This window comes from Sphingobium sp. SA916, from assembly GCF_002894065.1.
Classification (GTDB): Bacteria; Pseudomonadota; Alphaproteobacteria; order Sphingomonadales; family Sphingomonadaceae; genus Sphingobium; species Sphingobium fuliginis.
This window is the reverse complement of the sequence record NZ_LXYF01000033.1, coordinates 1-14933: the sequence shown is the minus strand read 5'-3', so window position 1 is coordinate 14933 and position 14933 is coordinate 1. Positions and strand designations below refer to the sequence as shown.

Sequence of the window (14933 nt, the reverse complement as noted above, 5' to 3'; positions counted from 1 at the left end):
GTTGCGGCGAGCCCACCGTCCCATGAAGAGAATGTAACGAGACATTCAGTTGGAATGCCGGAAGACTATTCTATATTGCGCTGCGACATGGCCGACACCGAATCCCAGCCGCGCAGGCGCGCCAATATGCCGCTTCCCCTCCCCCGCGAAGTCGCCCTGTTGCTGCAGGGCGGCGGAGCGCTCGGCTCCTTCCAGGCGGGCGTCTATCAGCGGCTGGACGAGTTGGGAATCGACGTCAGTTGGGTCGCGGGCATTTCGATCGGCGCGGTCAACGCCGCCATCATCGCCGGCAATCCGCCGCACAAGCGCCTCAGCCGGCTCAAGAAATTCTGGCTGACCGTCTCCGGCGGCATGCCCAATGTCGTCCTGCCGGAAATCGACCATATCCGGGAGGCCGCTCATCTGATGGCGGCGGGCACGGTCGCAACCTTCGGCGTGCCGGGCATGTTCCGCCCGCGCCTCTGGCCCGCGCCGCTGATGCCGGAAGGGACGGCCGGCGCGATCAGCTTCTACGACAGTGCGCCGCTGAAGGACACGCTGGACGCCTGCATCGACTGGGATCTGCTGAATGACGGGCCGGTGCGGCTGTCGGTGGGCGCGGTGGATGTGGAAAGCGGCAATTTCGCCTATTGGGATACGCGCGGCCGGGGCGGCAACACCCGGATCGACGCGCGCCACATCATGGCGTCGGGCGCTCTGCCACCGGGCCTGCCGCCCATCGAGATCGACGGGCGCTGGTATTGGGACGGCGGCATCGTGTCCAACACCCCGCTCGCCCATGTGCTGGACCATCAGAGCGAGGATATGCTGGTGTTCCAGGTCGACCTGTTCCCCGCCGAAGGGCCGATGCCCCGGCAGATGACCGATGTCTATTCCCGGACCAAGGACATTCAATATTCCAGCCGCACCCGCCAGGTGACGGACCAGTATCTGCGGCTGCGCAAGGAGCATAAGGCGATCCGCGCCCTGCTCGACAAACTGCCGCCCGAATTGCAGGAGGACGCGGACGCACAGCGGCTGCGCCAGTTGCTGGACGTGGGTTCGGTCAACATCGTCCACCTCATCTACCGCAGCCGCGCGTGGGAAAGCGGAGCGCGCGACTTCGAATTTTCCCGCTCCACCATGCTCGACCACTGGGCGCAGGGCCGCGACGCGGTGGAGGAAGTGATGCACAAGGGCGACCTCATCGCCCGCAACATCGTCAACGGGAAAAGCTCCACCTTCGACCTCGACGCCCCCGACCATCTCAAGGAGAAGCAGGCATGAGCAGCCAATTCCTGTCCGGCAAGACCGCCCTCATCACCGGATCGACCTCCGGCATCGGCCTTGCCTATGCCAAGGCGCTGGCCGGGGAAGGCGCGAATGTCGTCATCAACGGCTTCGGAGATGCGGACGCGATCGAGAAGGAACGCGCCGGGCTGGAGGCGTTGAGCGGGGCAAAGGCGCTCTATAGCGGCCATGACCTCACCAGAACCGAGCAGATCGAGGCGATGATGAAGGAGGCGGCCGACGCATTCGGCGGCGTCGACATCCTCATCAACAATGCAGGGGTGCAGCATGTCGCGCCGGTCGAGGATTTCCCGGTCGACAAATGGAACCTCATCATCGCGCTCAACCTCAACAGCGCCTTCCACACGTCCCGTCTCGCCATTCCCTTCATGAAGGAGAAGAAATGGGGACGGATCATCCAGACGGCTTCGGCGCATTCGCTGACGGCCTCTCCCTATAAGAGCGCCTATGTGACGGCCAAGCATGGCCTGGCCGGTTTCACCAAGACGCTGGCGCTGGAGCTGGCGACCTTCGGCATCACGGCGAACTGCATTTCGCCCGGCTATGTGTGGACGCCGCTGGTGGAGAACCAGATTCCCGACACGATGAAGGCGCGCGGCATGACGCGGGAGCAGGTGATGAACGACGTGCTGCTGGCGGGGCAGCCGACCAAACAGTTCGTCACGGTCGATCAGGTGGCGTCCATGGCGCTTTATCTGTGCAGCGATGCCGCCGCGAACATCACCGGCGCCAATATGAGCATCGACGGCGGCTGGACCGCGCAATAGCCATATCCATCCCGGTCATCGGCGCGCAATTCCTTAACATGGATTGTGTCATATTGGGGACAGCAGGAAGGATTTGTTTTCATTGAGGAAACCTGATGCGACCAGCGCAGGTTATCCCCTCCGACACGCCATGCGGCGAAATTGGAAAAGGGACTCCTCATGAAGAAATATCTCGTTGCGGCCGCACTTGTTGCGGCGCTGCCTTCCGTCGCGTCCGCGCAGGAGGAAACGGCGCCCGACGGCACCCAGGCCTTCGGCGTCGAACCCTATGTCGGCATATTGGGCGGCTATCACACCTTTGACCGTGGCACCGAATTCGGCAGCGTGCCCGGCGAGACGATCATGAACGGCGCGATCATCAGCGGCGTCGCGGGCGTCAACGTGCCGCTCGGCCCCGTCTTCGTGGGTGTCGAGGGCAATGCGACCAAGGGTTTCAGCGACATCGACTGGGAATATGGGGTGAAGGGCCGCTTCGGCGCGCGGGCCGGTGAAAGCGGCATGATCTTCGCGTCGGCCGGCTATCAGTGGGTCAACGGCAAGGGCGGCTGGCCGGACCGCAAGGACTGGATGTACGGCCTGGGCGTCGAGGTCGGCCCGAAGGACATCGGCCTGGGCGGCGTCACGGGCAATAGCGGCATCCGCCTGCGCTTCCAGACCGAAACCTATGATTTCGACAGCTTCCGGCCCACGGCTGGCGTGATCTTCCACTTCTGATCCCTCCCATGGCATCGGCAGGAGCGCCCGTCGGCAACGGCGGGCGCTTTTGCTTTGGGGAAACGGGCTGGACATGCCGAAGCCCCTTAAAAGGCGCGGCAAATCCGCTTATGGTTGCTTCTTCCATCAGGGAGACCCATCGATGCGTCATGCGTTGACGGCCGTCATGGCCGCCGCCAGCCTTATCTCCATTGCCCATGCCCAGTCCCCTGGCGCGCCTGTGAATGGGGCGACGCCCGCGACGCCGCCCAATGCCATCGCAGCGACCATCGCGAAGGACATGGATGGGCTGATGACCCTCTATCGCGACCTGCATGCCAATCCCGAACTGTCCGAACAGGAAAGCGCCACCGCCGCCAAGCTCGCCCGGCGGTTGAAGGCGATGAAATTCACCGTCACCGAAAAGGTCGGTGGAACGGGCGTGGTCGCGGTACTGAAGAACGGCTCCGGCCCGGTGCTGCTGATCCGCGCGGACATGGACGGACTGCCCGTAACCGAGCAGACGGGGCTGGAATTCGCCTCCAGGGTGAAGGCCAAGACCGCCGACGGCGCCGAAACCGGCGTGATGCACGCCTGCGGCCATGACACGCACATGACCGCCTTCATCGAAACCGCGCGGCTGCTCTCCACGATGAAGGAGGAATGGAAAGGCACGCTGGTAATGATCCTTCAGCCGGCCGAGGAAGTGGGCCGTGGCGCGCGGCTGATGCTGGAGGATGGGCTCTACACCCGCTTTCCGCGCCCGACCCATGCCATCGCCTTCCACGACGCCGCCAATCTGGAGGCGGGGAAAATCGGCTATACGCCGGGCTTCGCGCTCGCCAATGTGGACAGCGTCGACCTTTTGGTGCGGGGCATGGGCGGCCATGGCGCCTATCCGCAGACGACGCGCGACCCGATCGTGATCGGCGCGCGGATCGTGACCTCGCTGCAAACGCTGGTCAGCCGGGAACAGGACCCGTTCGACCCGGCCGTCGTCACCGTCGGCAGCTTCATGGGCGGCGCCAAGCATAATGTCATTCCCGACGACGCGAAGATGCTGCTCACCGTGCGCAGCTATTCCGATGAAACGCGGGAAAAGCTGATCCGGGGCATAGAACGCGTCGCCCGCGGGGAAGCCATTGCGGCGGGCGTGCCGGACGACAGGATGCCGGTGATCTCCGTAAAGGACGAATTCACGCCCTCCACCTACAATCCGCCCGCCTTCGCCAACCGGATGGCGGACGTGCTGAAGGCCCATTTCCCCGAGGGCACCGTCAGCGAAACCAGACCCTCCATGGCGGGAGAGGATTTCGGCCGCTATTACCGCGCCGACAAGAGCATCGAAAGCTTCATCTTCTGGGTCGGCGGCGTGCCGGCCGACCAGATGGCGAAGGCGAAGGCCGGTGAGGCCAGCCTGCCGTCGCTGCACAGCCCCTTCTGGGCGCCCCAGGCCGACCAGGTGATCGCCACCGCCAGCGAAGCCATGACGGTGCTGGCGATGCACATATTGAAGCGGGATTGAGGCTGAAGCCCCTCATTCCCCCTCCCGCAGGCGGGAGGGGCCTAGGGGGTGGGCGCGAGCGAAGCGAGCTTCCAGGTTAGCGGTTGCAAAACGACGCAGATGTCGCGCCAGCCACCCCTAACCCATCCCGCCTGCGGGAGGGGGAATGTCTTGGCCTGGCCAAAAGCCACCCCGCCCCGCAATCCATGAAAAAGGGCGCCACCTCCCGGCAGCGCCCTTTCTCAATCCATAAACCCGGTCAGGCGCCCGCAGGCGACGGATCACCGAACGGCCCCTTGCGCCGGCGCGTCTTCGGGATCGAAGACCCGGCCGCCGGGATCGCGGACGGCTTGATCGTCGTGCCGTCGTCACGGGTGATCTCGCCCTTGTCGAGCAGCGTCTTGATCTCCTCGCCGCTCAGCGTCTCATACTCGAGCATCGCATTGGCGAGCAGGTGAAGCTGGTCCTCATGACCCTTCAGGATTTCCTGCGCCCGGGCATAGCCCTGCTCGACCAGCCCGCGGATTTCCTTGTCGATCAGCTTGGCCGTCTCGTCCGACATATGGACGCGCTGGCTTTGCGAATAACCGAGGAATGTCTCGCCCTGCTGCTCTTCATATTGCAGGGGGCCGAGCTTGTCGGACATGCCCCATTGCGTAACCATGTCGCGCGCGAGCTTGGTGGCATATTGAATGTCGCCCGAAGCGCCCGACGACACCTTGTCATAGCCGAAGATGATCTCCTCGGCCACGCGGCCACCCATGGCGACGGCCATGTTCGCGTGCATCTTGTCGCGGTGATAGCTGTAGCTGTCCCGCTCCGGCAGGCGCATCACCATGCCCAGCGCGCGGCCGCGCGGAATGATCGTCGCCTTGTGAATGGGGTCCGAGGCCGGTTCATGGACAGCGACGATGGCATGGCCCGCCTCATGATAGGCGGTCATCTTCTTCTCATCGTCGGTCATCACCATGGAGCGGCGCTCGCTGCCCATCATGACCTTGTCCTTGGCCGCCTCGAACTCGTCCATGGCGACCAGACGCTTGCCGCGGCGGGCAGCCATCAAAGCCGCTTCGTTGACGAGGTTCGCCAGATCGGCGCCGGAGAAGCCCGGCGTGCCCCGCGCGATCGTGCGCGGATTGACGTCCGGCGCCAGCGGCACCTTCTTCATGTGCACGGCCAGAATCTTCTCGCGCCCCTCGATGTCGGGACGCGGCACCACGACCTGCCGGTCGAAACGGCCCGGACGCAGCAGCGCGGGGTCCAGCACGTCGGGACGGTTGGTCGCCGCGACGATGATGATGCCCTCATTCGCCTCGAAACCGTCCATCTCCACCAGAAGCTGGTTCAGCGTCTGCTCGCGCTCGTCATTGCCGTTGCCGAGGCCCGCGCCGCGATGACGGCCGACCGCATCGATTTCGTCGATGAAGACGATGCAGGGCGCATTCTTCTTCGCCTGCTCGAACATGTCGCGGACGCGACTCGCGCCCACGCCGACGAACATCTCGACGAAATCCGAACCCGAAATGGTGAAGAAAGGCACGCCCGCCTCACCCGCGATGGCGCGGGCGAGCAGCGTCTTGCCTGTACCCGGCGAGCCGACCAGCAAGGCGCCCTTGGGAATCTTGCCGCCCAGCCGCGCGAACTTGCTCGGGTCCTTCAGGAACTCGACGATTTCCTGCAATTCCTCACGCGCTTCGTCGATGCCGGCGACGTCATCGAACGTCACCTTGCCGTGCTTTTCGGTCAGCAGCTTGGCCTTCGACTTGCCGAAGCCCATGGCCCCGCCCGCGCCGCCGCCCTTCTGCATCTGGCGCAGCACGAAGAAGGCGATGCCCAGGATCAGCAGGAACGGCAACGACTGGTAGATCAGGATCATCCAGAAGCTCGGCTGCTCCTCCGCCTGGCCGGAATATTTGACGTTATAGTCGTCCAGCAGGCCGGTCAGGCCGGGGTCGTTCACCGGGACAGTGCTGAATTTCTGCCCACTGCTCAGCGTGCCGGAAATCCGGTCGGTGGCGATGGCGACATCCTTGACCTGGCCTTCCTGCACCTTGGCGCGGAATTCGGAATAGGCGATGCCGGTCCCGGTGGTCGACGCCGTGCGGCTGTCGAACATGGAGACGAACAGCAGCAGGGCGACAATCACCCCCGCCCATATCATCGCGCTCTTGATCCAGGGATTACCCTGCGGGTCCTTCTCGTCGTTCATTCACCACTCTCTTTCACCCGGCAAGATAGGATGCCGCAGCAAAATCGCAAGCGCGCGCCTGCTAAGGTCAGCCGCCGATAAATTGCGACAGGGCGATATAGGCCAGGATTACCGCGACCCCTGCCGACAGACCGCAAAGCATATAGCCGGTATAGAGCAGCATAGGCGGATGGGGTCGCTCCATCCGGTGATTACGCTGCGCCGCCGAAAGAATGACGCTGGCCAGCAGGCCATAGGTCACCGCCGCAAATTCAAACATGAATCGAAAATTCCCACGCTCAACTGGCTTCATTAACCAACATAGGCGTTAAGGAAAGGTCATTGCGCCCGATCAAATCGACGGATTGTTCGACGGATGCGCCAAGCCGTGGAACCTTTCCGTAACGATCATTGCCAGCGTCGCTGGGGTGCCAGCGTCAGAGTCCAGCAGGCCCCGCCCTTCAGGATGAGGCGGCCGATGCTCATCTTCTCGCCCCGGCGCGCCGCCGCGACCAGCCTGTCCACCGTTTCCCCGCGTGGCGGGGCGGCATCCGGCTGCAATCGCGCGATCATGCGGAGGATCAGGCGGCGCAACAATTCGCGGGGCAGGTCGGTCCGGTCCAGCGTCAGCCCGCCTCCACCCGCGTGCACATGGCGCGCTTCCAGATCGTCGACCGTCCAGTCCAGCGCCTCCTCCGCCTCGGCCAGAGCCGCCGCGCTGCGTCCCGCCGCCGCGGCGTCGATCCAGTCGACACCGGCCAGCGCCATGCGCAGGGCAGCCCGGTCGAAGCGCGCATCGCTGTTCGACGGATCGTCGACATGGGGCAGGCCGCGTTCCAGCGCATAGGCGAGCAAGTCGGCCTTGCACACGCCCAGCAGCGGGCGCAGCACCACGCCCTGCCGCGCCCGCACGCCGGCCAGCCCGCCCACGCCCGCGCCCCGGTTGAGCCGCATCAGCAGCGTTTCCAACTGGTCGTCCCCATGATGCGCCGTCAGCAGCCAATCCAGCCCCCGCGCTGCCCGCCAGCCTTCCAGCAGCCTGTACCGTTGCGCTCTCGCCCAGCTCTGAACATTGCCGCGAACCGCGCCGGTGGGATGCAGGGTGGCATGCGCGATCCCGGCGCCTGCGCACCAGTCCGCCACCATCGCCGCCTCCGCTGCCGAAGCCTCGCGCAAGCCATGATCGACCGTGGCCGCCTCGACACGCCCCGGAAAGGCGCGCGCGGCGAGGTCGAGCAGCGCCATGCTGTCAGGCCCGCCGGAAACCGCCACGCCGAAACGAGCGCCGGCGGCATCCCCGACCAGCGCCATCATCGCCCGGCTCAGTTCCGCGACGGGATCGCCCTCGGCCATGGGGACTTCAGGCGGTGCACTTGGCCCTGGTCCGGCCCTTGTCCATCATGCCGCGCAGGCCGTTCGACAGGCTGGCGCCGTAGACCTGCTCCAGCTCCGCATAGACCTTGCAGGCGTCGGCGGGCTTCTTGAGCTGGATCAGCGCCTCGCCCAGATAGGCCAGGCTGTCGGCCGCGCGGTCGCCCTTGGGCCGCTTCTGGTAATTTTCATAGAAAGCGACCGACGCCAGCGCCGGCTTGCCGTCGTCCAGATAGGCGCGGCCCAGCAGGTTCGCCGCCTTGCTGGCGACGGGACTGGCGCCATATTTATCCACGGTCGCCTTCAGCTGCGCCTGCGCCTCCGGATAGAATTTCGCGTCCCACAGACGGAAGCCATAGGTGTAGGCGTCGTCGGCCTCATTACCCGTCGAGGGCCGCTCGATCGCGGCGACGGCGGTCTTTCGTTCCTCGCTCGCACCATTGGCGGCCGGGCGCGGCGCACCTGGCCGCGCCGATGCGGCGGTGGAGGCCGGAGCTGCCGAGGCGGAGGGGCCGACCGCCGGCGGCACGACCGCGGGCGCGGCACGGCTTTCCTGTTCCGCCTTGTAGCGGTTGAACGCCTCTTCCAACTGCTTCAGCTTGAAGCTGTTTTCCTCCACCTGCCCGGTGATCGAGGCCAGTTGCGATTCCAGCGCATTCACCCGCGCCGTCAGATCCGCCACCGGTGTGGAGGCAGGCGATCCCGGCACCACGGCCGGCGCGGCGGGACGCGTGATCTCCGCCTCCAGCGGCGCGCCGGCCGGGAACACCTTGCGCTGGACCGCGCGCATTTCCTTTTCCAGACGGTCGACCCGAACATCGACGCTGACATTCTGGGCCGCGAGCGGCGGCGCGAGCGCAATGAGCGCCAGTGCAGCCGTCGCGAAAAAAGCGTTACGCATGATGATCCCCGACTTATATCCGGTCTTAACCATAGGGCGATAATCCGCCCGGTAAAGCGCGACTTTGCGCCAAATTCCGCTGAATCGCCCCTGAACGGATCAGTCGGCCGCAGCGGGTGCAGGTGCGGCGGGCACCGGGGCGGCCGGACCCGTGGGAACCGGGGCCGTGGAGGCCGGAGCCGCCTGACCCTGACCCTGGCCCTGACCCTGCGCCGCGGCAGGCGCAGCCCGCGCCAGCAGCGCCTCCGCATTGACCGGCACATCGGCAATGGTCCGGTCCGGCGGCCCCAGCGGCGCAATCGGCTTGCCGCCGACCGTCACGGTCAGCGCCTGCGGCCGGCCTGTCAGGATCATCGGATTGCGGGCATTGGCGGGAAGGGTGAAGCTTTCCCCCTTCTTCATAAGCCCGTCCTTCAGCCTCTCTCCCGCCTCGTCATAAATGCGCAGCCAGACATCGTCATTGGCGGTGAACAGCACGGTCTGCACCACCGGAGCCGCCGGGCGCGCGCCTGCTGCCGGCTTCGCGGTCGCGGGCGCGGGGGCACTTTGCTGCGCGGCGATCTCCTCGCCTGTCGGCGGCGTCATCACCTGCGTGCGCCAGACGGCGAAGCCGGCGACCAGGATCACGACGATGGCGGCCGCCGTCCAGGCCAGGGCCCGCGAGGGAACCCGCGCCGGATCGGCCGGTTCGAACGCCTCATAGCGGTTGCTGCCAAGGTCGGAATTATGCACCGCGTTGCGCACGTCGGCGGCGATCGCCACCTCGTCCACATCGATGGCGCGGGCATAGGCGCGGGCAAAGCCCACCGCATAGGGAATGCCGGGCAGGGCGGCATAATCGTCGCGCTCTATCGCCTCCAACTGCCGCTGGGCGATGCGCGTCCGCGTGGCGACATCCTGTATCGACAGTCCTTGCGCCTCCCGCGCGGCGCGCAGGCGCGCCCCCGGAGTATTGGGCTGCCGTTCCGGCGCCGCGACGCCGGGTTCCAGTTCAGGTTCTTCTGCCATGCTGCTCCGCGACTTTTGAAGGCTGGCCTTGTCTCATTGCGGGACGGGGATTGTCAACGCTGCGCCGCCCCGGAAAGGCGGGATGCATCGCCGCGATCCCCATTAATTCAATTCAATAGCATGTTCGCCGGCCCAGTCGACCAGCGCCGAACGAATATCCGTCACGCCCTTGTCCAGCAGATCGCGCATGAACCGGCGCAGTTCCGCAGCATCGATGGTCCGGATCATCGCCTTCACCGGGCCGACCGATGCCGGGGTGATCGACAGGCGCCGCACGCCAAGGCCGATCAGCGCCATCGCCTCCAGCGTGCGCCCGCCCATTTCGCCGCAGACGCCGACCGGCACCTCATAGGTTTCACAGGCGCGCACCACGCGGTCCAGGAAGCGCAATATCGCGATGCTCAGCCAATCGTAGCGCTCCGCCAGGCGCGGATGCGCGCGGTCGGCGGCGAACAGGAACTGCGTCAGGTCGTTGGTGCCGATGGAAAGGAAATCGAGCCTGGGCAGCAGGAGGTCCAGCACCTCCGCCAGCGCGGGCACCTCCAGCATCGCGCCATAGCGCACCGCGACCGGCAGCTTCTTCTTCTGCGCCACCAGCCATTCGCGCTGATGTTCGACGAGCGCCTTCGCCTGCTCATATTCCCAGGGCTCCGACACCATCGGGAACATGACGTGCAGCACCTTGCCCGCCGCCGCCTCCAGCAGCGCGCGGGCCTGCGCCTTCATCAGGCCGTCGCGGTCCAGCGCCAGCCGCAAGGCGCGCCAGCCCATGGCCGGATTGTCCTCCAGCTCCTCCTCATCGTCGCGGGACATGTAGGGCAACGCCTTGTCGCCGCCGATGTCGACAGTGCGGAAGATCACCGGCCGGTCGCCCGCAGCATCGAGGACGTCTCGATAAAGCCGCTGCTGCTTTTCCCGCTGCGGCAAAGTGGCGGAGACGAGGAACTGGAATTCGGTGCGGAAGAGCCCGATGCCGTCCGCCCCCACGATGTCCAGCGCCTGCGCATCCTCACGCAGCCCGGCATTGACCATCAGTTCGATCCGCTGGCCGTCGACGGTGACGGAGGGCAGGTCGCGCATCGCCGCGAATTCGGCCCGGCGCTTCTGCGTCACATGCAGCTTATTCTCGAACGCCTCGTCCATGTCGGGCGTCGGCCGGATCAGCAGGGCGTTGGCGCCCACATCCATCAGGATCAGGTCGCCCTCGTTCACCTGATGGCGGATGTCGCGCACGCGGCCCAGCACCGGCACGCCCATGGCCCGGGCCACGATGGTGACATGGGCGGTCAGCGACCCTTCCTCCAGGATCACGCCCTTCAGGCGCCGCCGGTCATATTCCAGCAGTTCCGCCGGTCCCAGGTTGCGCGCGATCAATATGGCGTCCTGCCGCAATCCCAGTTGCGCCGCCGTTCCCAACTGCCCCGACACGATGCGCAGCAGCCGGTTCGCCATATCCTCCAGATCGTGCATCCGGTCCTGAAGCAGCGGGTCGTCGATCTGGCGCATGCGCATCCGGGTGCGCTGCTGCACGCGCTCGATGGCGGCCTCCGCGGTAAGGCCACTGTCGATCGCCTCGTTGATCCGCCTGATCCAACCCTCGTCATAGGCGAACATCTTGTAGGTTTCGAGCACCTCCTGATGCTCGCCCTCCGTGCCGAACTCGGCCGTGCCGGTCATCCGGTCGATCTGCTCGCGCATCTTGGTGAAGGCGGAAATCACGCGCTGACGCTCGGCCTCCGTATCCTCCGCGACGGTATGTTCGATATGCACGCGCGGCTGGTGGAACACCGCATGGCCGCGCGCCATGCCCATGACAAGCTGCAACCCGTGCAGGACCGACGTGCCCGTATCCTGCACGCGCGAGTCCGTCGGGCCATCGTCGGCCAGTTCGGCATTGGCGATCAGTTCGGACAACACCATCGCCACGGTCTGGAGCGCCTCGATCTCCACCTCCTCATAACGGCGCGGCTCGACATGCTGGACGCAGAGCACGCCGATGGCGCGCTCCCGCCGCACGATCGGCACGCCGGCGAAGCTGTGGAACAGTTCCTCCCCCGTTTCCGGGCGATAGCTGTAATCGGGGTGCGAGGCCGCCTCGTCCAGGTTGAGCGTCTCGACATTGGTGGCGATCATGCCGACCAGACCCTCGCCCATCGCCATGCGGGTGACGTGGACGGCCTCCTGCTTCAAGCCCCGCGTCGCGAACAGTTCCAGCAGCCCTTCGCGCACCAGATAGATGGAGCAGACCTCGCTCGACAGCGATTCCCCGATGATCTCCACCACCTTGTTCAGCTTCGCCTGCGCGCTGGTGCGCGCGGCCATGACTTCCTGCAGGCGGATGAGGATCTGGCGGGCGGCGGCGGCGGGCGTGCTGGGCATGTGCCAAGCGCTAACAGATCGCGCGTCCGCTTTCCAAGGCGAATATGCGCGGTTCCAGCGGATTTTCCGTCTATGGATATGGCGGAAATGGACGAGGCTTTCGTTTACAGCCTTAAAATCTCGAAAGTCAGCGAGTCAGGGAGACGAGCATATGGCAGAAATCGATACTAAAGCCTTCGAACAGGATCTGATCGACCGCGGCTATTCCCGCCGCCAGATGGGCAAGGTCGCGGCCTTGCTGGGCGCGGGCGCGGCCGCCCTGCGCGTCACCGGCGCTATGGCGCAGCAGGCGGCGAAGCCGGTGGAAGGCGCGGTGCGCATCGGCGCCAATGAATGCTGGACCGGCCCCTTCCCCGTCGCCGCCGAAGCCGCGTTCAAGCTGGTGCAGGAAGGCAATCGCTACGAACCGAATGACGAACATGCGAAGCTGTTCGCCGCCGTCGCCGCCGTGGAGGGCATCCCGGCCGACCGCATCACCGCCTGGCCGGGCTCCAGCGATCCGCTGAGCCGCGTCGCCGTCGCCTATGCATCGCCCACGCGCGGCATCGTCACCGGCAACCCTGCCTATGAGGCGATCTGGCGCACCGGCGACTGGCTGGGCGCGAAGGTGACGAAGGTGCCGCTCACCAAGGATTATGCCCATGACGTGAAGGCGATGCTGGCGGCCGATCCCAATGCGGGCGTCTATTATATCTGTTCGCCCAACAATCCGACCGGCACGATGACCCCGCTGGCCGACATCCAGTGGCTGGCCGACAACAAGCCGAAGGACGCGATCCTGGTCGTCGACGAAGCCTATATCCACTGGTTCGATGGTCCGAACGCCGCGAAGATGGCGGCCAGCCGCGACGACGTGCTGATCCTGCGCACCTTCTCCAAGCTGTTCGGCATGGCGGGCATGCGGCTGGGCCTCACTTTCGCCAGCCCCGCGATCATGGAAAAAATGATGCGCTATGACGGCGGGCAGGTGACGGCGATGCTGCCGATGACCGCCGTCGCCTGCGGGACCGTGTCGGTGGCGCAGGCCGACCTCATCAAGGCCCGCCGCGCGGAAATGGTCGCCAATCGTGAAATGGCCATCGCCCACCTCAGGAAGAAGGGGATCAAGGTCATCCCCGGCAGCCAGGCCAATATGTTCATGGTCGACTGGGGAAAGCCGGCCAAGGCCATGCAGGCCGCTATCCTTGCCGAAAAGGTGCAGATCGGGCGCAACTGGCCGATCTGGCCCAACGTGTCGCGCGTCTCCGTCGGCTCGGCCGATGAGATGAAGGCCTTCTGCGATGCCATCGACAAGGTTTGGAAAGCCTGATCCAGGTTAACGGCTCATAAATTTCAGGAATCCGGAGGCGGCGCATTGTGGAAATGCGCCGCCTCCTTCGTTTCCCCCGGTGGAATATGCGCAGTTGATGGAACAACTAGGGGAACAGACGACATGACCATGATGTTGGAAAAGGACGCCCGCGAAGACCTGCTCGACCGGGGCTATTCCCGCCGCACGATCGGCAAGATTTCCGCTCTGATGGCGGCCGGGGCGGCTGCCGGCAACCTGTTGATCCAGCCCGCCCTCGCGCAGCAGCAGGCGGCGCGCGGGGTGAAGGGCGCGGTGCGCATCGGCGCCAACGAATGCTGGACCGGTCCGTTCGAACCGGGCGTTCAGGCCGCGGCCAGGGCCGCCGCCGTCGGCAACTGGTACGATCCCGACAATTACAAGGGCGACCTGATCGCCACCATCGCCAAGGTGGAGGGGATTCCGGAATCGCACATCATGCTGTGGCCGGGTTCGGGCGGGCCGCTGGTCAGCACGGTCGCGGCCTTCTGCTCGCCCACCAAGGGCCTCGTCACCGCCGATCCGACCTTCGAATCCGCCTGGCGCACCGCCGATTATCTGAAGGCCCCCATCGCCAAGGCCCCCCAGGCCATCGGCAAGGGGCACGATGTCAAGGCGATGCTGGCCGCCAATCCCAATGCCGGGCTCTATTATATCTGCACGCCCAACAATCCGACCGGCACCATCACGCCGCTGGCCGACATCGAATGGCTGCTGGCGAACAAGCCCAAGGATTCGTTCCTGCTGGTCGACGAAGCCTATATCCACTGGTTCGACGGCCCGAACGCCGCGAAGCTGGTGGCGGGTCGCAAGGACCTGATCGTCATGCGCACCTTCTCCAAGCTGTTCGGCATGGCGGGCGTGCGCCTCGGCCTGACCTTCGCGGACCCCGAAGTGCAGAAGCGCATCAGCCTGTTCGGCCCGACGGCGGGCGGTCTGTCGATCACCGCCATGGCCTGCGGCAATGCGGTCTATCCCGAAGCCGGCCTCATCAAGGCACGCCGCGCGGAAATGATCGCGAACCGCGAGGAAACCATCGCCTGGCTCACCAAGAAGGGCATAGAGGTGCACCCCGGCAGCGAGGCCAATATGTTCATGGTCGACTGGAAGACCAAGCCGGCCAAGGAAATGCAGGCCGCCCTGATCGCCACGCCGGAAAAGGTGCAGATCGGGCGCAACTGGCCGATCTGGCCCACCGTCTCGCGCGTGACAGTGGGTTCGGCCGACGACATGGCGAAGTTCCGCGCCGCCGTAGACAAGGTGTACAAGGCCTGATTTCCTTCCCCCGGGTCGCACAAAGGGCGTCCGGTATATCCGGGCACCCTTCTTTCCATCCTGGGGCAATCCAAAGCATTTTCCTCCCGTGGCCGGGAGGGCGATGTCCGCTCTGCGGCCCGACCTAGAGCCAATCGACATTCAGAAGATGACGAGCCGAAAATGGTGTTTTTCCGTGACCCGGAGCGCAGCCTACTCAAAGTAGGTGAGCACCGGAAGCACGGAAAAGC

At 65.4% G+C, this 14933-nt stretch carries 12 protein-coding genes; 6 read left to right on the top strand and 6 right to left on the bottom strand.

The window, feature by feature from the left end:
* Nucleotides 1–87: 87 nt before the first annotated feature.
* The 4 genes from A8G00_RS09650 (at nt 88) to A8G00_RS09635 (ending at nt 4275) form a co-directional block, all read left to right on the top strand.
* Entirely contained in the window at nt 88–1266 is a 1179-nt protein-coding gene (locus tag A8G00_RS09650) for a patatin-like phospholipase family protein (protein ID WP_044662741.1), read from the top strand.
* Entirely contained in the window at nt 1263–2057 is a 795-nt protein-coding gene (locus A8G00_RS09645; protein WP_025549729.1) for a 3-hydroxybutyrate dehydrogenase, read from the top strand. The genes A8G00_RS09650 and A8G00_RS09645 overlap by 4 nt, the downstream gene beginning before the upstream one ends.
* 159 nt (nt 2058–2216) lie before the next feature.
* Nucleotides 2217–2771, top strand: a complete 555-nt coding sequence (locus A8G00_RS09640; protein ID WP_025549728.1) for a hypothetical protein — start codon at nt 2217–2219, stop codon at nt 2769–2771.
* Nucleotides 2772–2913: 142 nt separating this feature from the next.
* The gene (locus A8G00_RS09635) at nt 2914–4275 is read left to right on the top strand and encodes an amidohydrolase (RefSeq protein WP_103000515.1); all 1362 of its coding nucleotides are present in this window, start codon (nt 2914–2916) and stop codon (nt 4273–4275) included.
* A 238-nt stretch (nt 4276–4513) separates the two neighbouring features.
* Here A8G00_RS09635 and ftsH read toward each other — a convergent pair whose 3' ends face one another.
* The 6 genes from ftsH to ptsP form a co-directional block, all read right to left on the bottom strand.
* Complete coding sequence (gene ftsH / locus A8G00_RS09630) at nt 4514–6463, bottom strand: ATP-dependent zinc metalloprotease FtsH (RefSeq protein WP_103000514.1); 1950 nt, start codon at nt 6461–6463, stop codon at nt 4514–4516.
* Between the two features lie 67 nt (nt 6464–6530).
* The gene (locus A8G00_RS09625; protein WP_025549725.1) at nt 6531–6722 is read right to left on the bottom strand and encodes a hypothetical protein; all 192 of its coding nucleotides are present in this window, start codon (nt 6720–6722) and stop codon (nt 6531–6533) included.
* 128 nt (nt 6723–6850) lie between these two features.
* Nucleotides 6851–7795: a tRNA lysidine(34) synthetase TilS gene (tilS, locus tag A8G00_RS09620; RefSeq protein ID WP_103000513.1), complete on the bottom strand. Its 945-nt coding sequence runs from the start codon at nt 7793–7795 to the stop codon at nt 6851–6853.
* A gap of 7 nt (nt 7796–7802) precedes the next feature.
* Nucleotides 7803–8714: a tetratricopeptide repeat protein gene (locus A8G00_RS09615; protein ID WP_099186028.1), complete on the bottom strand. Its 912-nt coding sequence runs from the start codon at nt 8712–8714 to the stop codon at nt 7803–7805.
* Nucleotides 8715–8813: 99 nt separating this feature from the next.
* Complete coding sequence (locus A8G00_RS09610) at nt 8814–9722, bottom strand: helix-turn-helix domain-containing protein (protein WP_103000511.1); 909 nt, start codon at nt 9720–9722, stop codon at nt 8814–8816.
* A 102-nt stretch (nt 9723–9824) separates the two neighbouring features.
* The gene (gene ptsP / locus A8G00_RS09605) at nt 9825–12101 is read right to left on the bottom strand and encodes a phosphoenolpyruvate--protein phosphotransferase (protein WP_025549722.1); all 2277 of its coding nucleotides are present in this window, start codon (nt 12099–12101) and stop codon (nt 9825–9827) included.
* Nucleotides 12102–12252: 151 nt separating this feature from the next.
* Between ptsP and A8G00_RS09600 the strand changes: the two genes are divergently transcribed.
* Nucleotides 12253–13410 carry a pyridoxal phosphate-dependent aminotransferase gene (locus tag A8G00_RS09600; RefSeq protein WP_025549721.1) on the top strand — a complete coding sequence of 386 codons (1158 nt, stop codon included), beginning with the start codon at nt 12253–12255 and terminating at the stop codon, nt 13408–13410.
* A gap of 123 nt (nt 13411–13533) precedes the next feature.
* Entirely contained in the window at nt 13534–14703 is a 1170-nt protein-coding gene (locus tag A8G00_RS09595; RefSeq protein ID WP_044660047.1) for a pyridoxal phosphate-dependent aminotransferase, read from the top strand.
* Nucleotides 14704–14933 lie beyond the last annotated feature (230 nt).